Origin of the sequence: Campylobacter concisus (assembly GCF_050447445.1) — a bacterium.
GTDB classification, from domain to species: domain Bacteria; phylum Campylobacterota; class Campylobacteria; order Campylobacterales; family Campylobacteraceae; genus Campylobacter_A; species Campylobacter_A concisus_BI.
Map to the genome: position 1 here is coordinate 718,402 of NZ_JALMFW010000001.1, position 19,327 is coordinate 737,728.

The following is a 19,327-nucleotide window of genomic DNA, read 5'->3' on the forward strand; positions in this document are numbered from 1 at the left end:
TCCTTACAAATTTGGATTTATCTTATAAGTACTCAAATCATTTCCCTTCGTATCCATAACATGCACAGCACACGCGATGCAAGGATCGTAAGAGTGAATTTTTCGTATTATCTCAAGTGGTTTTGAAAGATCAGCGATCTTTAAACCAACTAAGCACGCTTCGTAGCTTCCCATTTGATTTTGTGCGTCTTTTGGAGAGGCATTCCATGTGCTTGGCACGACTGCTTGCCAGTTTGTGATAACACCATCTTTTATGCGGCACCAGTGGCTAAGCGCACCCCTTGGAGCATTGCCTTGAAAATTTCCTTTGTACTCTTTTTTGTTATCGATTACATATTTTGCGCAAGTCTCTTGATCTGATTTTAAATTTTCTACCAAAGCATTAAATGCGTCCATTGTGTGCTCTGCGACTACTTTTGCCTCGAGCATACGAGTAGCGGTTCTGCCTAGAGTTGAGAAGACTGCATTTAGTGGCAAGCCGCTCTTTGCTAAAAACCCATCAACTACTTTTTTAACTCTCTCGTTGCCTCTAGCGTAGTTTATAACGATACTTGCGATCGGTCCTACTTGCATAGGCAAGCCATCATATCTTGGTGCTTTGATCCAGCTATATTTGCCTTTTGTATCAAAAAGCTTACTATGAGCTAGTTTGCCCTCGGCATCTATGCTCTCACCGTCAATAAGACCTGTGTAGTTCGCCTCAGTCTCGCCGTCATATGGATGAAGCGCTTTGTCGTTTTTATACCAAGACCTAGTAGCCTCTTCTGTGATCTTGTCTTCATCTATGTCATAAACCTTGCTAAGATCGCCATTTAAGATATAGCCACCTTTAAATAGATGATCATTTTTGCCTATCAAAAACTCATCGTAGCAGAGTAAATTTGCTATACCAACGTCGTTTAGAACGCTTGGCTCATTACCATAAGCTTTAGCTGCCATCAAAATGTCTGGATAGTAAGCTCTATCTACAAATTCTTTGATCTCAGCAAATTTGCTCATATATTCGCCCATTCTAGCTGGATCCATAAGGTCCATTACGCAGGTCACACCACCTACTGTTAAACTTTGTGGGTGTGGGTTTTTCGCGCCAAAGATCGCCATCATCTGAGCTGCTGTTCTTTGAATTCTAAGACACTCTAAGTAGTGAGAGAGGACGATTAAATTTTGCTCTGGCGTAAATTTATATGTGCTATGTCCCCAGTATGCGTTAGCAAATGGTCCAAGATTGCCCTTTTTAACAAAGGTTTCAACTCTCTCTTTTACCTCTTTTAGCTTATCAGCTCCAGTGGCAAATGGCAAATCAGTGTATTTAAACGCCTCTTCGCTAGCTTTATGCACATCTGCGCTTAGTGCGGAGACCACGTCCGCCCAGTCCATGCCGTGGAGCTGATAAAAGTGCACGATGTGATCGTGAAGATATAAAGCTGCATTCATAAGCGTTCTAGTTAGCTCTGCATTTAACGGAGGCTTGATACCAAGAGCATTTTCAACTGCGATAATGCCTGCTCGGTAGTGTGAGTATGTACAAACGCCACAAATTCTTTGCATAAAAAAGCCAGCATCTCTTGGATCTCTACCTTTTACGATCTGCTCTAAGCCACGCCAAAGAGTTGAGCCAGAATACGCCTCTTTTACGATATTATTTTCATCTACAACAACTTCTATTCTTAAGTGTCCCTCGATACGTGTTATAGGATCTATTACTATTCTTTTTTCACTCATTTTTTCGCCTTATTCTTTATCTTTACTCATAGAAGCTATAACAGCGTGAGCTGCTATACCAATGCCTGTAAGAGCTAAAATTCCGATGCCAACTTTATCGCTAACATTATCAGCTCCAAGACCTAAAACAGTATCAAAGAGTCTATCTGCCATAGGCTCTTCAAATGGTCCCATCGTATCCCAGAAGTCTGGCTCTGAGCAGCCTATACAGCCGTGACCTGCTTGAACTGGCCACGATGTGTGCTGGTTAAATCTCTCGCGTGAGCAGTTATTAAAAGTATATGGACCTTTGCAACCTACTTTGTATAAGCAGTAGCCATTTTTTGCACCCTCGTCGCCGAAGTTTTGGACAAACTCGCCAGCGTCAAAGTGACCACGTCTTTCGCAAAGATCGTGAATTCTTAAGCCATAAGCCCATTTTGGTCTATTGTAAACATCAAGTGCTGGAAGTGTGCCAAAAAGTAAGAAGTGAAGCACGTTGCCAACGATATTTTTCTCACTTGGTGGACAGCCCGCAACATTAATAACTGGTTTATCAGTTACCTTTGAAAGTCCCACTGAATTTGATGGGTTTGGCCTTGCAGCTTGAATGCCACCAAAGCTAGAACAGGTGCCGATCGCAAATATAGCAGCTGCGTCTTTTGAAGCATTTACAGCATGAGTTTTACCTGTTGTGCCATGAGGTCCAACAGTTAGAAAATTTTCAGTCGCACCAGTTGGAATACCTCCCTCAACTAGCAGGATGTATCTACCTTTATACTTTTCGATCGCACTCTCTAAATTTTCTTCAGCCTGCCAACCAGAGGCTGCCATGATAGTTTCGTGGTATTCAAGGCTTATGTAGTCAAATATAAGACTATCTATACTTGGAGCATCGGTTCTTAGTAAGCTCTCGCTACAGCCTGTGCATTCTGCCATATGAAGCCATATCACAGGAAGCCTATCGCTAAGCTCAGCAGCACGAGCAACCATCGGTGTCATCGCACTTGGTAGAGCCATAAAAGCTGTCATCGCACCAGCCCACTTCATAAAATCACGCCTCGTAAAGCCCTTCTCTTTTAAAAGCTGCGCAATACTCGAGTCGCTTTTCATCTTAGGCAACGCACTAAGCTCACTTAAGCGTCTATCTATCTTTTGACGCAAGTCATTATTCATATAAGCTCCTTTGCTTGAAAATTTTACTTTTATTAATAATATCTTTGTTTAAAGAAGTAAAAAATTATTTTATAAAATTAATATTTGTAATTAAATAAATTTTAACTAAAAAATTTAAAATCCCTTTTTTTGCGATATATTTTCAAAATATAAAAAATAATATTTTGAAAAATTTTATTTTTATTTGATGAATTTTAGATATTTTAAGCATATTATTCTGAAAGTAAATATCAACTATAATTTTTAATAATTTTTAAAAATTTAGCATATTTAAGGCGAGAGAAATTTTTGAGATATAAATTTTTAAAAGCCCAAATGGGTTAAATTTAGGCTTTTAAAGTTGCATTAAAATGGCCAGATAGCTTCCATGAGCCTTGTGCCCCAAGGTTTTTTGGTAGATTTGTCTAGCTCGCCCTCTGTTTTATACAAAATTTTAGCATCAGCTATGTATTTTGAGTCGATTTCGTTGTTTTGTGAGATGTCGTAGGGTCTGATAACGCCGCTTACTTGCATGATCTGCTTTTCGCCATTTATAAGTAGCTCGCGGCTACCCTCGATAAAGTAATTGCCGTTATTTAGTATTTTTATGATCCTGGCTGAAATGGTTGCGGTAAATTTCTCGCTTCTATTACTCGTGCCACTTCCTGTAAATTTATTGCCACCACCTGCTTTAAAGCCGATATCGCCGTATTTGTTTAGATTATCAGCCACAGTTGAAAGCGGTGCAGCCCCAGCTGTGAAAACACCGCCACCAAGCGAAACGGTGCTATCTTTGTTGGTACTTTTGCTACCAGTTGAAGTTTGACTTGCATTTTCTGAGATAACGATAGTCACGATATCATTTACATTCATCGCTTTTCTGTCTGAAAAAAGAGGATTTTCGCCCTTACCAAAGAGGCTGCCAGCGTTGCTTTGTCCGGTTCCACTATCTTTTGAAGGGAGTTGCTCGACATAAACTGGGGGTTTCATATTGATATGAGGATCAGCACTTGGTGTGCAGCCAGTGCAAATAATGCCCGCAGATAAGACGAGCCAAATCGTTTTATGGTTCATAAAAAATGCCTTAAAATAAGTATCTTTGTGCTAGAATTAAGCAATTTAAGTTCCTAAAAAGGTCGCAAATGAAAAGTTGTTACGTTTTTACAGACAAAAATTTAGCACATCTGCAAGAAATTATAGCTACAAAATTCAAAAAAGTTGAGATTTTTAAGATAATCCCAGATGAAAATGATAAAAATAACTTAATAAATTCAAATGAAAAAGAGTTTTTTCTCAAATTTATAGACAAATTTGAAGAGGTAAAAGCCAAAAACGACTTTATTATAGTTCTTGGCTGTGAGAGCTTTAGTGTCTTTGGCAAAAGCGAGCTGAATTTAAAGCTAGCAAGAAATTTAAACGCACCAGTTTTTGATGAAAACGCAAGCGAGCTAAGGGCGTTAAATCTAAACTCAAAGCTTCTAATCACCGATAAGATCGACGAAATTTTAAACTATCAAGCAGATATCATCACATCATTTAAATTTCAAAGCTTGCTTCTAAAAAGAGCTAAAGCGGCAAACAAGACCGTCGTTTTACCAGAAAGCGATGATGAGAGAATTTTAAAAGCAGCCCACATCGTGTTAGAAAAAGGTGCGGCAAATATCATTTTGCTAGGACTTGAGAGCGAAATTTCAAAAAGGGCAGCCACTTTGGGGCTAAATTTAAGTAAAGCCAAAGTGATCAATCCAGAACAAAACGAGCTAACAGATAAATTTGCAAAGAAAATTTATGAGCTTAGAAAACATAAAGGTGTGGATGAAACTAAAGCAAATGCACTTGCTAAAAATAAAATTTACTTTGCTACGATGCTAATTCATGAAGGCTTTGCCGATGCCTTGGTAAGCGGCGCTACGATGAGCACAGCTGATACGATCCGCCCAGCCTTGCAGATCATAAAAACGAAGCCAAATGTAAGTGTGGTAAGTGGGGCATTTTTTATGGCGCTTGAAGAAGAAATTTTACTTTTTGCCGACTGCGCCGTCACGCCAAATCCAAGCGCAGATGAGCTAGCTAGTATCACGCTAAGTAGTGCTCAAACAGCAAGTGCCTTTGGTCTTAACCCAAAGATCGCTATGCTGAGCTACTCTACGGCTGATAGTGGCAGTGGGGCTGATGTGGAGTTTGTAAAAGAAGCTGCTAAAAAAGCTAGCGAGCTTGATGCAAATTTAAAAATCGCAGCGCCAATTCAGTTTGATGCAGCGGTTGATCTAAGTGTCGCTGGCAAAAAAATGCCAAACTCAGAGGTTGCTGGGCATGCAAATGTCTTTATCTTTCCAAATTTAAACTGCGGAAATATCTGTTATAAAGCAGTTCAGCGAAGCGCAAACGCTCTAGCTGTGGGTCCAATACTTCAAGGATTAAAAAAGCCAGTTAATGACCTAAGCCGCGGTTGCCTCGTTGAAGACGTGGTAAATACTATCTTAATCAGCGCCATACAAGCAGGAGAATAATATGAGAATTTTGGTTTTAAACTCGGGTAGTAGCTCAATAAAATTTCAACTTTTTGCAATGGATACCAAAACCAGTCTAGCAAGCGGTCTAATAGAGCAAATCGGTAGCTCCAGCTCAAGAGCGGTGCTAAAAGCAAATGGCGAAACCTACGAGATAAAACGCTTTATAAAAGACCACCACGACGGACTTGAGGCGATGAACGAGCTCTTTGTCACCTCACACACTCTGCACGATCTAAGTGAGCTTGATGGCATCGGACACAGGATAGTGCACGGCGGAGAGAGCTTTTTTAGCTCAATGATCGTTGATGAGAGCGTTATTAAAAAGATAGAGGAGATAAGCCCACTTGCCCCTCTTCATAACCCAGGGCACCTTGCGGGCATTAAAAACGCGATGAAAGAGAGCAAAAATGTGCCTCACGTGGTCGTTTTTGACACGGTATTTCATCAAAGCATGCCAGAGTATGCCTACCGCTATGCCCTACCATACGATGTTTGTAAGACTCATCACATAAGAAAATATGGCTTTCACGGCACTTCACATAGATATGTTTGCAAGCAAGCAGCCAAAATGCTTGGCATAGAGTTTGATAAATTTAACGCTATCTCGCTTCATCTAGGTAACGGCGCCTCAGCCTGTGCGGTACAAAACGGTAAAAGTATCGATACCTCGATGGGGCTTAGCCCACTTGAAGGGCTCATAATGGGTACAAGAAGCGGCGATATGGACCCAGCTGTGGTCATTTACCTGCTAAATATCGGCGTTTTAAAGTGGAACGAGATAGATAACTTTTTAAACAAAAAAAGCGGACTTTTTGGAATTTGTGGCTCAAGCGACATGAGAGAGGTTGTGGCCAAAATGCAAGATGATGAGCGAGCAAAGCTTGCATTTGAGATGTTTTGCTACCGAGTAAAAAAATATATTGGCTCATATTACGCCATTTTAGGACGCGTTGATGCACTTATATTTACTGGCGGTATCGGCGAAAATGCACCAAATACAAGGCAAAAAATTTGTGATGAACTAAAGCATCTTGGCATTCACATAAATCACGATCTAAATTTCCAAGACATGCGAGGCGAGAGATGCATAGACGGGGATGACGCTAAGATAAAAACGCTCATCATACCAACAAACGAAGAGCTAGAAATCGCAATAGAAACGGCTAGAGTAATAAAAGAGAACAAAGCCAAATAAATAGAAATTTAAAATAAAATAGCTAATTTGTATTTTGACAAACTTAACATATAAATTTTAAACCTAACTCGTTTTAAAATAGAATTAGCATTCTTAGGCTACGAGATAAAAAGCTTTTGCGATTTTAAGCTCGCAAAAGCTTGCAATCAATTTTTTTTAAAAAATCTCAAAATTTTTGCTTGGAGTTTAAATTGATCCGAAAGCTCCATTATCGGGTAAGCTCCAGCGTATTTTTTGCCACCAGGTAGGTCTTTACTAACGCCACCGCGTGCTGCGATCTGCGCGAAGTCACCCACTTTTACATGACCAGCTGAGCCGCTTTGTCCGCCCATTACGACGTTTCTGCCTAGCACTGTTGAGCCAGCAAGGCCAGTTTGTGAGACGATGAGGCAGCCATTTCCAAGTTCGCAGTTGTGACCTATTTGAACGAGATTGTCTATCTTTGTGTAGTTTGCGATCATCGTGCTTTCAAAGACGCCGCGATCTATCGTCGTACAAGCTCCGATCTCGACAAAATCACCTAGGACAACATTGCCGTTGTGATAAATTTTCACATGCTCGCCAGTTTTTGTGTGTGCATATCCAAAGCCGTCGCTGCCGATGACGCAGTTTGCTAGCAGGTGACACTCGTTACCGATGACGCAGTCATTGTAGATGACTGCGTTTGGGTGGATGATGCAGTTTTTACCGATAGTTACGTTATCGCCCAAAAATGCCCCAGCCATGACTATCGTATTTTCACCAACACTCACGTTTGAGCCAATGTAGACATTTGGCATGATAGTAGCACTTGGAGCTATATTTGATGGCTTTGGCTCGCAAAATAAAGGCTTCGCATAGTCCTTGCTAAGCAAGGCAAATGCAAGGTGCGGGTTGTCACACACAAGTGCGACCATGCCAACTGGCACCAAGTCCAAAAGGGTTTTTGTGACCAAGATAGCTCCAGCATTTGAGTTGCTTATAAATTTAGCATTTTTCTCGCCATCACAATATGTTAGCTCAGCTTTATTTGCATTTTTTAAAGAGTTCAGAGCAAAAATTTCAAGATCTTCTCCGCTAAAAGTAGCATTTACTTTTGAGGCTATTTCACTTAGTTTCATTATATATCCATTATCACAGATCCGCCGCGTACAACGTCAACTGGGTTAAATTTCTTTATCGATTTTAAAAAGCTCTCGATCCTACTCGCATCGTCAGCCACCATGACAACGATATAGTTTTCATTTGTATTTGTAACGATACCATTGTATGACTTTAGTATCGCCTCAAGACCAGCAAAATTTTCACCAAGCGGAATTTTCACAAGAGCCATCTCTTTTTCGACAAATTCGCCACTTTCTATGACTTTATACGTTGGGATGAGCTTGTGAAGCTGTTTTACGATCTGCTCTAAAACCCTCTCATCGCCGCTTGTGACGATGCTTAGCCTTGAGAAGTTGCTCTCAGGTATCGGAGCAACGGTGAGTGTATCGATGTTGTAGCCTCTGCCCGCAAAAAGCCCAGAAATTCTAGCCAAAACGCCGTGTTCATTTAAAACTATAACCGAAATCGTTCTTCTGATACTCATTTTTCTTCCTTGCTCTTTAATATCATATTATAAATCGCAGCCCCAGCTGGAACCATAGGAAGCACGTCCTCAAAGCGGTCGATCCTCACGTCGATAAGAGCTGATTTTTTACTCTTGATCGCCTCTTTTAACGCCTCTTTAAACTCATCTTTACTCTTGCAAACAAAGCCAACGCCGCCAAATCCCTCAGCGATCTTTACAAAATCAGGCTGCAAACTAAGATCAGTCGATGAGTAGCGCTTTTCATAGAAAAATGTCTGCCACTGGCGCACCATGCCTAGGAAGTTGTTGTTTAAGATGATGTTTATAACAGGCATATTTATCTCATGAGCAGTCATTAACTCTTGGATATTCATAAGTATCGAGCCATCGCCTGTAAAATTTATAACAAGATTGTCTGGTTTTGCACATTTTGCGCCGATCGCTGCAGGGAGGCCAAATCCCATTGTGCCAAGTCCACCACTTGTGACAAGCTGTCTTGCTCGGTTAAACGGATAAAACTGCGCCACCCACATTTGATGCTGTCCAACGTCTGTTGAGATTATCGCATCAGTTCCTGCTATCTTTGCGGTCTCTTCGATGACCCATTGTGGCTTTAAGACCTTGTCGCTATCTGTGTAGCCAAGTGGGTTTAGTTTAGAATATCTATCTAAAATTTCTCTCCAAGGTGCATAGTTTTTAGGCTCACCTTTCACCTCTTCATAAAGTTCGCTTAGCACGTTTGTAAGGTCACCAACTATCGGATAGTGGGCGTTTATGATCTTTGAGATAGAGCTTGGATCGATGTCGATGTGAATTATCTTTGCATGTTTGGCAAACTCATCCGTCCTGCCAGTGATCCTGTCACAAAATCTAGCTCCAAGCGAGATGAGAAGGTCGCACTCGCTTAAAGCCATATTTGAAGCATAGCTGCCATGCATGCCTGCCATGCCTAAATTTAGCTCATCTTTTGCGTCAAGCACACCAAGAGCCATCAGTGTCTCAACCGCTGGGATGCCAGTTTTTTTCATAAATTTACGTATGATCTCGCTTGCTCCAGATGCGACCGCGCCACCACCGATGTAAAGAAGCGGTCTTTTAGCTTCATTTATCGCAACTGCTGCTTTTTTTATCTGTTTTGAATTGCCCTTATAGGTCGGTTTGTAACTTGGAATAGAAATTTCTTTTGGATAGACAAAGTCACCAAGCCTTGATGTGATATTTTTTGGGATATCGATATGAACTGGTCCTGGACGGCCTGATCTTGCGATGTAAAACGCCTCTTTTATGATACGAGGTAGCTCTTCAACGCTATTAACTAAAAAGTTATGCTTAACACAGGGACGTGAAATGCCGACTGCATCGATCTCTTGAAAAGCATCTGTACCGATCATAAATGTTGGCACCTGACCGCTTATAAGCACTATTGGAATACTATCGCTATAAGCTGTTGCAAGGCCAGTGACTGCATTTGTAAAGCCAGGGCCACTTGTCACAAAAGCAACGCCAACTTTACCACTAACCCTAGCGTACCCATCGGCCGCATGAACGGCTGCTTGCTCGTGGCGAACCAAAACGTGTTTAAAATAAGTCTGCTTGTATGTTTCGTCGTAGATATTTAAAGCTGCACCGCCAGGATAGCCAAAAACTATCTCAACGCCCTCTTCGTGCAAGGCCTCGCTTATCATCTGTGAACCAGAAATCTGTTTTATCATCACTTTAGCCTTTTGATAAATTTATCGCAGATTATATCCCAAAGCATTTTAAATCCATTTTAACTTTCTAGCGAATTTTAGGTATTGCTTTGATTTTCTTGAAAAATTTTTAACTAGCTTAGAAGAATAATACAAAATATTTTACATAAAATTAAACATATTATTCTTAGTAAAATCAATAAATTTAAGTGAGCAAAGACTATAAAATTTTAAGAGATAAAACTCATTTGAATTAATTTTAGACTTAATTTTTTAATTAAATTAAGTCTAAAATTTTGCTTCGTTTTTTTATATCATTTAGCTTTTTAACGGCCTTGCCAAAGTCGTCAGAATTTATAAAAACATTAATATTTTCATTTTTCTTATAGACTTTATCGTAGTATTTTGTGAGTAAAATTTCAGCTACTTTAGCAATATCATTTTCATTAAATTTAACCACAGCTTCATCTCTAGCTTTTTTATCGATAAATGGCGAAATTTTCTTCATACATTCGTCAAAAAAGGCTTTATCCACACTTTTATAGTCATCTACTATACAAGAAATTCTTTTTTCTAAACTTGCGCTCACTTCGACATTTATGCCACTACGCATCGCATCATAAAGGCTCTTTGGCAAGCTTAATGAGCCTATTCTTCTACTTTCGCCCTCAATAAAGCAAATTTTATCTTTTAGCGTTATGAGCTTTTCAAACAACGCATCTTCAAAGCTTTTTTGGCTTGGCTGCGCGCCATTTATCGCCCCAAAGACAGAGCCTAAATGATTTGCCATAGCTTCAAGGTCTATTGACGGGCTTAGAGCCCTTATGAGCTTACTTTTGTAGCAGCCAGTATTTCCAAAAAGAGTGATAAATTTTGTACTTAAAGGTCGATTTAGAAATTCTAAAACGTGATTTCTATAAGCTTTATAGCCACCACTAAGCCTAAAAACTCTATATCCTATCATGCTTAGCACATAGCCAACAGAATTTGATCTAAGCCCACCTTTAGCGCAGTAGATGCCAATAGCTGAACCAACCTTGGCTCTTTTATAAACCTCATCAATGATATTTTGTAAATTTTTGCAGATATATTTTGCGCCAAGGCTCTTTGCTAGGGATCTATCGCTTTTATAGAGTGTGCCTACCTCTTTATGTTCTGCATCATTTAAAGCGTATAAATTTATAGCATCTTTTATGTGTGAATATAAAAATTCATGCGGCGATCTTGCGTCTATTAAAATTTCAAAAGAGCTTCTTTTTTCTAGCCACTGGTCTACATCAAGCTCAAATAACGGCACTAAATGCCTTTTTTAGTTTCTCAAAAAGCGGATGAAATGGCGTGCCATTTACTCTCACATCAGAGATGGTGGTTATAAAATTTGTATCCCCGCTCCACCTTGGCACAAGGTGATAATGCACGTGCTCGGCTATGCCAGCTCCTGCGGCCTTGCCTAAATTCATACCTATATTTACGCCATTAGCATAAAGCTCTTTTTTTAAAATTTCAACTCCAAGCCTTACAAATTTACTCATCTCAAACCAAGTTTGCTCATCAAGCTCTTCGATCTTGTCGGTATGCTGATTTGGTATTATCATAAAATGACCTGGAGAATACGGATATAAATTCATAATCCCAAAACAATGTTTAGCTCGAAAAAGCACACCATTTTTATCATCATCATCTGAGTTTATAACATCACAAAAAACACAGCTATCTTTCTTAGCGCTAAAGTATTCGCTTCTCCAAGGGGCACAAAGGTGCTGCATTACTCGCCCTCCTTTATCTTTTTGACGGCATTTTTTATATCATCTTGTCTCATAAAATGCTCTCCTATCAAGAAAGCATCTACGCCTATTTTGCTTAGCTCTCTAAGCTGTTTATGCTCGTAAAGACCGCTTTCAGCGACTATTATCTTGCCATTTGGCAAAAGTGGTATGAGCTTCTCACAAAGGCTCATATCCATCGTAAAATCATCTAAATTTCTATGATTTATGCCTATTATATTTGCTCCTGCAAATATCGCTTTTTTCACATCGCTCACATCATGTGTCTCGACTAATACCTCAAGACCCAAGTGGTGCGCGTACTCAAGTAGTTCTTTCAGCTCGTTTTGAGTTAATGCTTTTGCAATGAGCAAGATAAAGTCTGCCCCATAAACAAGAGCTTCAAGAATTTGATACTTATCAATGATAAAATCTTTTCTAAGGATCGGCCTTGATGCGTAGCGGCGAACCTGAGTGATGTACTCGATGTCGCCTTTAAACCAATGTGGCTCAGTCAAGATACTAAAAGCATTTGCGTATGGCTCGTATTCCTGAGCGATTTTTATAGGTTCAAAATCTTCTCTTATCACGCCCTTACTTGGGCTTGCTTTTTTGATCTCGGCTATGATTTTTATCGGCTCATTTTGACTTGCTCTAAGTGCATTTAAAACATCTCTTGGCACGTATGGATTGTACGCGAGCGAGCGACCAAGCCACTCCTCAGGGAAGTCTGCTTTTCTTTTTTCAAGATCATCTTTAGTCTTTTTTATTATCTCATCAAGTATCATTTTTTAAGCCTTTTGTTTAGATTTATTATACAGCGCTCTATTAGGTGCAAATGCTCTTTTGCCTCTTTTGAAGCTCTAAAATCAACATCTTTCATCGCATGCTGCATAATGCTTTTTGCCTTTTTGCACTCACCAAGCTTAAAATATCCCCACGCTAGCGAATCCTCGTAATAAGGCGAATCAGGCGAGATATCAAGCGCTTTTTGCACAAGCTCTATACCCTTTCTAGGGTCAATATCATGATCTATCAGCAAGTAGCCATAATAGTTAAAAAACATATCATTTTCTAGCTTTGGCACGCTAGCCTCAAATTTATCTAAAATTTCAGCCATTTTTTGTTCGTTCAAGGCATCTTTATTCATCTCGTATTCGTAAATCGCGGCTTTTGCTAAAAAATTTAAATCCCTGCTATCATTATAAATTTTAACAGCAAGTATGTATGCGTCACCAAAATTACTAGTTGCCGCATAAAGATCCATAAGTGCCACATCGTTGTAGCTATATTTTTTTAAAATTTCAATTGCTGCTTTGTAATTTTTATCATAGATAAAAAACTGCACGATCTTATCAATATACGAAGTGTCGTGATTTAGCTCATAAAGCTCTTCAAAGAGCTCAATCACTTTTGGGAAATTTCTTTGCTGGGAGTAAATTTCAGCCAAAAGTTCGCAAGTCTTTAACGTGCAGCCTTGTTCATCTCTAAATTTTTCAAGATATTTTGTAGCGTCTTTTATCTTATCCATGCGATTTATCAAAATATCGACGATACGGAGCAAATTTTCTTCTTCTTGCTTTAGCGAGTATGCCTCTTCAAAGTATTTTAGTGCAGTCGTTGTTTCATTTTGCATCATACAAATAGTGCCAAGCATGAGTAAATTTTGAGCATTTGGCTCTTTTGTAGCAAGCTCTTGCATTAAGCTTTTAGCTTCATTTAGCTTTGAAAGATTTACTAAATTTGCCACCTTTATACGGATAAAATCGCTATCGTCTTTTAAGTTTTTTTCGCCTTCACTTATCAAAGCGTCTAAATTTTCATTTTTTGTAGCAAAGGCGAGTTTGATCGCCTCTTTTAAATAAGCTTTTTGATTTGTATCTTTAAAAATGTTTGAGTAAGCTTGAATGCTAGCATTCACATCTCCACTATCTTGAAACAATAAAGCCTGCATTAGACGTAAATTTATACTTTTATTATCGTCAGCCAAAAGTAGCTGCGAGTTAAAAAATACGCTCATAAAAAATACTAAAATTTTACGCCAATACATTCTGCTTTTAGCTCCTTTAAATTTTTTTTAAAATAATTCCAAAACGGAAAAGTCCTACACTGCTGTGGCCTTAGCTCATAGACTGAGCAGTTTTTATTTTTTTCATCAAAAAATATACAAGCAAAGCCATCTTCATAAGGCTTCTCTTTTATGCTACACCTTAGCCCAACTCTTATTAAAAACTGCTTTTCAAACTCATCTTTACTCATATGAAATGCAGTACAAAATTTTGAAATTTCTTCTTCATTTATCCAGATATATCCGCTCTCTCCCGCGCAACACTTACCGCCACAGCTCTCGCAAAAGCTGGCATCAAACTCATAGTTAAAGCCTTGCACCCTCACGTTAGCTCCTGATAATCAACGCTCTTTGTATCAGCTTTTTTAAAAATTTCAATCGCCTCTTTTGTATGCGAGCCATTTTCGCTCATTACCAAAGGTGGCAAAATTTTTAGCTTTGAGTTTGAATTATTTCTCACCTCAAATAAGGCTAAATTTGCTGGCTTATCAGCTTTTGTATGAATAAATTTTAGGCTTACTAAATTTAGCTTAAACTCTTTTAGACACATTGCGATCTGGCTAAGGTCATCAGGTGCATAGCAAAAAAATGCCCTTTTGTGAGGCTTTAAATTTACGCTTATACCTTTTATAAAGTCTTTTAGACCCAAAGAGCTTGTGTATCTACTAGCTTTTATATGCTCATCTTCGCTCTGTTTCGTACCATCGTGATAAAATGGCGGATTTGAGACGATGAGGTCAAATTTCTCACTATCTTTAAAATCTGCAAAATCAGCATTTATGATTTCTGCCTCCAAGCCGTTCTTAATGGCATTAAATTTAGAAATTTCACCATTTATTTGCAAGATATCAAGCAAGCTTAGGCTGGAATTTTTAAAGTCGCGTTTAAGCAAAAGCCCAAGTATCCCGCACCCTGCGCCAACGTCTAAAATCCTGCCTGAAAAATTTTTCAAACTTGAGCTTATAAAATCATAAAGTACCAGCGTATCGCTGTTGTAGCGATAGCCACTTTTTAGCTGAGCCAAGATCATCTATATACCTTGATGATAAAGCCACGCGTGACATCTTTTACGATCACTTCAGAGCTAAAGCTAATCCTTGCAAAATCGCCAAATTCTTCTTTTATAAGCTCGGCTGCTGCCTTTGCGCGCTCTTTACCAACGCCATAATTTACATAGTTATTTAGCCTGCCAAGATCGTCTTTTTTGATGCTTTGAGCCACATTTGACGGAATCACAAAATTTTTCTTATCTACGATCGGAATTATCTCATAAAGGTAGTTTGAGTTAAATCTTTGCAAAAATTCGCTCACTCTATTCTTGCACATCACGCTAACCTTATCTTTCGCGTCCATGTCATCACACTCAAGGCTAGAGATCAAAACTAGCTTTGTTGGCGTCTCTGGCTTAGTTGTCGCCTGCAAGATATTTTTTAAATTCACATTTTCATTTTCAAGCTCATCTTGCCTATTTAAATTTTGCTCGATATCTTTTTGAAGTTCGATAATTTTGGCATTTACTGGACTTCCTTTTACGCTAGATGAGCTAAGTTCATTTATTTTAGAATTTAACCTCTCAATCGTCTTATTGCTCTCGTTTAACTTATGTTTTGCGCTTTCAAGCTCATTTTGTAAGCTTAGTAAATTTTTACCACCACTTTTATTGCTATCAGCAAAAAGAGCTGACGTATCGGCTATCTTTTTTTGCAAAATATTTATTTGCTGACGCAAAATTTCATAATTTTGCATATCGATCTTTAGCGTCCTTTTTTGAGCTTCTAGCTCACTTTGCTTTGCTGCTAGCATTTGGCTTGTTTGCGTGAGATTATTTTCCAGCTCTTTTATCTTTTCATCTTTTAAATTTATCTTTGCACTTAAATTTTTTAACTCACTGTCATTTAAACCAAGCTTTTGGGTCTGCAAAGAGATAGTTTGATTTTGCTCAAACAAAGTTTTTAAAAATTTATTCGTCTTTATATCAAGCGTCTTTAGCTCATCTCGTGCATTTTTAAGGTTCTCTTCACTTAAATTTAGCTTTTTATTTAGCTCACTTAAACTTGCATTTGCATCTAAATTTTGCTTCTCTAGCTTTTTATTTATCAAATTTACCCGTTCAAGCTCTTTTTTAAGCGAGCTTATATTTTCATTTGCGAGTTTATTTTCCTGCTCGCTTTTAAGATTTTTTTCTTTTAAATCATTAAAACTTTTATGAAGTGCCGCAAGAGAGGCGTTTAGCTCTAAATTTTTACCATTATAGTTTTCAACTGCCAAATCTTTTGAGTTTAAATTTTTCTTTATCTCATCAAGCTCATAAATTCTGTCTTTTAAGGCGGTCTTGCTTGACTCAAGAGCCTCCTCAAGATCAATTATCTTATTTGCCTTTTTTGAAAGCTCATCCTCCATAACACTCTTTTGCGTTTCAAAGCCATCAGTTAGTACATTTATCTCTTTTTCGTAGCTAAATTTTTGTGTCTTAGCGTCACTCTTTGCTCGCTCGATCTCCTCTTTTAAAAGCAAAATTTCTTTTTTTTCGTTTTTATCTTTTTCATTTTGAGTATTTTCATACTCTTTTATTAGCGCGTCTTTTTGAGTCAGTGTCGTATTTAGCTCTATATTTTGCTCTTTTAAAGCCGTATAATTTGCCTCAGCCGCCTCTTTAAATTTAGCAAAATTTGCTTCGATATCTTTTACCTTACTTTCATCGCCATTTTTCGCCTCATTTATCGCATTTTCAAGGTCTATTATCTTTTTTTCATAGGCTTTTGAGCTCTCTATCATATCAGCTTGAGCTTCATTTAGCCGTTTTGTGAGAGTTTGTATATTTTCAAAGTGTTGTGTTTCAAGCTCGCCAAGCGTCTTTTGATTTTTTTCAACTATCTCATTTTTTTCATTTTCGATATTTTTTTTCATCTCTGAAATTTTGCTTATAAAGTCTAAATTTTTCTCGCTGATATCAACATTATCAGCAGCTAAAATTTTATTTTTTTTACTTAGCTCACGAACTTGTTCTTGAAGTTCATTTACATTATGTGATAAATTTTGATCGTTCGTTTCAGTAAAATTTTGGATATAGCTTTTTGGAGTTATATATCCGCCATATTCGTAAAGATCGTCTTTACTGATGTATTTTTGTCTCTCTTCTTCTGGCAAATTATCAAAATTTATAGAATAAATCGTTTGATTAGCATCTTTTGATGTCTCATCTTCTTTTGGGGATTTAAAAAACGATAGGCAAAAGCCAGCTATCAAACAAAAAATAGCTAGTAAAATTTTATTTATCAAGCTTATGCCTTGCCCTTTAAAATGTCTTTTATGACGTGATGAGCGTGATTTAGAGCAACGACTATTGAGCCGCCATTTTTTAGCACGATGTCACCGCCCACATAAAGTCCTGGCACGCTACTTTGGTAGTTACTATCAACTATTGGAGTACCTTTTTCATCGATTTTTATCTGACATTTTTGTAAAAAATCAACCGGACTTGAGCCGCCTATTGCATAGACAACTCTATCATAAACGCGAATTTTGCCATTTTCGTAATGTACTCTAACTTTGCCTGATTCGTTATCTATCTCTTTTATATCGTGATTTAGCCTAACTTTTATCTTACCGTGCTTTTCTAACTCCCAAAGTGCGCTTAAATTTGTCTCATTTACGCGGCTAAAATTATCTTTTCTATAAGCGATTGTGGTTTTATTGTATTGGCAAAGCTCGATCGCATACTCAACTGCTGAGTTTCCGCCACCTACAACAAGCACCTTTTCGCCGTTCGTACAGCTATCAAGGTTAAAATTTACAACCGAGTTTAGTGAAGGCGGGATTTTATAATCAGGCTTATTTGGTCGTCCCATTTTGCCAATTGATATCATCACATTTTTAGCTTCATAGACGGCTTTTGAGGTAGTTACTTTAAAATTTTCTCCATCTTTTTTCACGCTCTCTACTTCAGAGTTAAAAAAAGCTTCTATCTTTTCAGTATCAAGCAGCTTATCAAAATAATCAAGCGTGCTCTCTTTCGTGCCATCCTCAAATGAAACTACACCATGTATCGTACTATCTTGCCCTTTATACTCTTTATCTACGCGTTTATTATCTTTATAAAATTTTCTTATCGTTTGGCTGTGATTATCGCCTTTTTCAAGAAGCAAAACGTTGTTTAAGCCATTTCTTTTTGCCTCAACTACGCTAGCAATTCCACAGGGTCCGCCACCAACAACGATTAGATCATAAACATTTACCATCTTTTTCTCCAAATTTTATAATTTTAAGCTTTTTTAACTAGATCAGCCATCAAAAACGCAAGCTCAAGTGCCTGATCAGCATTTAGCCTTGGGTCACACTGTGTTTCATATCTTTGCTCAAGCGAACTTTCAGTGATATTTAATGCCCCACCCGTGCACTCAGTCACGTCTTGTCCTGTCATCTCAAGATGCACACCACCAGCTCTTGTGCCCTCAGCCTTATGAATTTCAAAAAAGCTTCTAACTTCACTTATTATCTTGTCAAATTCTCTGGTTTTGTAGTTATTTGATGTTTTTACAGTGTTGCCATGCATCGGATCGATACTATAAACGATATTTAGCCCTTCTCGCTTTAGCTCTCTTAAAATTTTTGGTAAATTTTCGCCTATCTTATCAGCGCCCATTCTGATTATCACATTTAGTCTACCGGCTTCATTTTCTGGATTTAGTTTATTTGCAAGTGCGATGACATCTTCAGCCTTTGCACTTGGTCCGATCTTTACGCCGATAGGATTTTTCACACCACTTAAAAAATGCACGTGAGCGTCGTTTATACCACGTGTTCTTTCGCCTATCCAAAGCATATGAGCCGAGCAGTCGTACCACTCACCGCTAAGACTATCAACCCTAGTCAATGCCTCTTCATAAGGTAGTAAAAGTGCCTCGTGAGATGTATAAACCGCGGTTTGATTTATGACTGGCGTATTTGCTGAAGTGATGCCACAAGCTGCCATAAATGAAAGCGTCTTTGTTAGCTCATCAGCTAGTTTTGCGTATTTCTCGCCGATCTCTGGCTTTTTAACAAAGCCTAAATTCCACTTATGCACTTGATGAAGGTCGGCCAAACCGCCTCTTGAAAAGGCTCTAAGTAAGTTCATCGTAGATGCACTTTGATAATACGCCTCGATCATGCGTTTTGGATCAGGCACTCTTGCCTTTTCGTCAAATTCAAAGCCATTTATGATGTCACCTCTATAGCTTGGAAGCTTAACGCCACTTGCCTCTTCAAAATCGCTACTCCTAGGCTTTGCAAACTGCCCTGCCACGCGGCCCACTTTGACCACTGGATAGCCACCAGCAAAGGTTAAAACTATCGCCATTTGAAGTAAAACCTTAAACATATCTCTGATGTTGTTTGCATTAAAATTTGTAAAGCTCTCAGCGCAGTCGCCACCTTGAAGCAAAAATGCCTCGCCATTGCAAACTTTTGCAAGCTCCTCTTTTAAACTTCTAGCCTCGCCAGCAAAGACCAAAGGAGGAAGCGATTTTAATTTTTCTTCGACCTCTTTAAGCTCTTTTAAATCTGGGTATTTTGGTTGTTGCAAGATATTAAATTCTCTCCAGCTATCGCGGTTCCAAGTCATTTATTTTCCTATCTTTTTTGCCTTAAATTAGACGCTGATTATATCACGCAAAACTTAAAAAATAAAAGCCATTAATGGGCTATTAAAGAT

The 19,327-nt window shown here is 38.4% G+C and carries 17 protein-coding genes; 2 read left to right on the top strand and 15 right to left on the bottom strand.

Annotation, left to right across the window (positions count from 1 at the left end; genetic code table 11):
* Positions 1-3: 3 nt before the first annotated feature.
* The 3 genes from MTT30_RS03710 to flgH form a co-directional block, all read right to left on the bottom strand.
* Positions 4-1,722: a nickel-dependent hydrogenase large subunit gene (locus MTT30_RS03710; RefSeq protein ID WP_429801030.1), complete on the bottom strand. Its 1,719-nt coding sequence runs from the start codon at positions 1,720-1,722 to the stop codon at positions 4-6.
* 9 nt (positions 1,723-1,731) lie between these two features.
* Positions 1,732-2,877 carry a hydrogenase small subunit gene (locus MTT30_RS03715; RefSeq protein ID WP_084041138.1) on the bottom strand — a complete coding sequence of 382 codons (1,146 nt, stop codon included), beginning with the start codon at positions 2,875-2,877 and terminating at the stop codon, positions 1,732-1,734.
* Positions 2,878-3,222: 345 nt separating this feature from the next.
* Complete coding sequence (gene flgH, locus MTT30_RS03720) at positions 3,223-3,930, bottom strand: flagellar basal body L-ring protein FlgH (protein ID WP_429801031.1); 708 nt, start codon at positions 3,928-3,930, stop codon at positions 3,223-3,225.
* A 68-nt stretch (positions 3,931-3,998) separates the two neighbouring features.
* Here flgH and pta point away from each other — a divergent pair, with 68 nt between their 5' ends.
* A complete protein-coding gene (gene pta / locus MTT30_RS03725; RefSeq protein WP_429801032.1) occupies positions 3,999-5,366 on the top strand; it encodes a phosphate acetyltransferase in 1,368 nt (455 codons plus the stop codon).
* Between the two features lies 1 nt (position 5,367).
* Positions 5,368-6,564 (top strand): acetate kinase, encoded by a 1,197-nt coding sequence (locus MTT30_RS03730; RefSeq protein WP_429801033.1) that lies wholly within the window; start codon positions 5,368-5,370, stop codon positions 6,562-6,564.
* A gap of 146 nt (positions 6,565-6,710) precedes the next feature.
* Here MTT30_RS03730 and lpxD read toward each other — a convergent pair whose 3' ends face one another.
* From lpxD to MTT30_RS03790, 12 genes are all read right to left on the bottom strand, one after another.
* Positions 6,711-7,664 carry a UDP-3-O-(3-hydroxymyristoyl)glucosamine N-acyltransferase gene (gene lpxD, locus MTT30_RS03735; RefSeq protein WP_429801034.1) on the bottom strand — a complete coding sequence of 318 codons (954 nt, stop codon included), beginning with the start codon at positions 7,662-7,664 and terminating at the stop codon, positions 6,711-6,713.
* Positions 7,664-8,125, bottom strand: a complete 462-nt coding sequence (gene ilvN / locus MTT30_RS03740; protein WP_223154204.1) for an acetolactate synthase small subunit — start codon at positions 8,123-8,125, stop codon at positions 7,664-7,666. The genes lpxD and ilvN overlap by 1 nt, the downstream gene beginning before the upstream one ends.
* Positions 8,126-8,127: 2 nt before the next feature.
* The gene (locus tag MTT30_RS03745) at positions 8,128-9,822 is read right to left on the bottom strand and encodes an acetolactate synthase large subunit (RefSeq protein WP_429801806.1); all 1,695 of its coding nucleotides are present in this window, start codon (positions 9,820-9,822) and stop codon (positions 8,128-8,130) included.
* 259 nt (positions 9,823-10,081) lie between these two features.
* Complete coding sequence (mnmH, locus tag MTT30_RS03750; protein ID WP_429801035.1) at positions 10,082-11,101, bottom strand: tRNA 2-selenouridine(34) synthase MnmH; 1,020 nt, start codon at positions 11,099-11,101, stop codon at positions 10,082-10,084.
* Positions 11,088-11,570: an HIT family protein gene (locus tag MTT30_RS03755; protein WP_021091390.1), complete on the bottom strand. Its 483-nt coding sequence runs from the start codon at positions 11,568-11,570 to the stop codon at positions 11,088-11,090. The genes mnmH and MTT30_RS03755 overlap by 14 nt, the downstream gene beginning before the upstream one ends.
* Positions 11,570-12,355, bottom strand: a complete 786-nt coding sequence (gene trpC, locus MTT30_RS03760) for an indole-3-glycerol phosphate synthase TrpC (RefSeq protein ID WP_103576858.1) — start codon at positions 12,353-12,355, stop codon at positions 11,570-11,572. The genes MTT30_RS03755 and trpC overlap by 1 nt, the downstream gene beginning before the upstream one ends.
* Positions 12,352-13,617 (bottom strand): tetratricopeptide repeat protein, encoded by a 1,266-nt coding sequence (locus tag MTT30_RS03765; protein WP_103576857.1) that lies wholly within the window; start codon positions 13,615-13,617, stop codon positions 12,352-12,354. The genes trpC and MTT30_RS03765 overlap by 4 nt, the downstream gene beginning before the upstream one ends.
* The gene (locus MTT30_RS03770) at positions 13,596-13,961 is read right to left on the bottom strand and encodes a YkgJ family cysteine cluster protein (RefSeq protein WP_087584553.1); all 366 of its coding nucleotides are present in this window, start codon (positions 13,959-13,961) and stop codon (positions 13,596-13,598) included. Before MTT30_RS03770 ends, MTT30_RS03765 begins: the two co-directional genes overlap by 22 nt.
* Positions 13,958-14,665, bottom strand: coding sequence for a tRNA1(Val) (adenine(37)-N6)-methyltransferase (locus tag MTT30_RS03775; protein WP_103576856.1), 708 nt, complete (start codon positions 14,663-14,665; stop codon positions 13,958-13,960). The genes MTT30_RS03770 and MTT30_RS03775 overlap by 4 nt, the downstream gene beginning before the upstream one ends.
* A complete protein-coding gene (locus MTT30_RS03780; protein ID WP_103576855.1) occupies positions 14,662-16,914 on the bottom strand; it encodes a vesicular transport factor Uso1p in 2,253 nt (750 codons plus the stop codon). Before MTT30_RS03780 ends, MTT30_RS03775 begins: the two co-directional genes overlap by 4 nt.
* Before the next feature lie 2 nt (positions 16,915-16,916).
* On the bottom strand, positions 16,917-17,873 hold the full coding sequence (locus tag MTT30_RS03785) for an NAD(P)/FAD-dependent oxidoreductase (RefSeq protein ID WP_103641514.1): 957 nt from the start codon (positions 17,871-17,873) through the stop codon (positions 16,917-16,919).
* 23 nt (positions 17,874-17,896) lie between these two features.
* Positions 17,897-19,237, bottom strand: a complete 1,341-nt coding sequence (locus MTT30_RS03790; RefSeq protein ID WP_429801036.1) for a class II 3-deoxy-7-phosphoheptulonate synthase — start codon at positions 19,235-19,237, stop codon at positions 17,897-17,899.
* Positions 19,238-19,327: the final 90 nt, after the last annotated feature.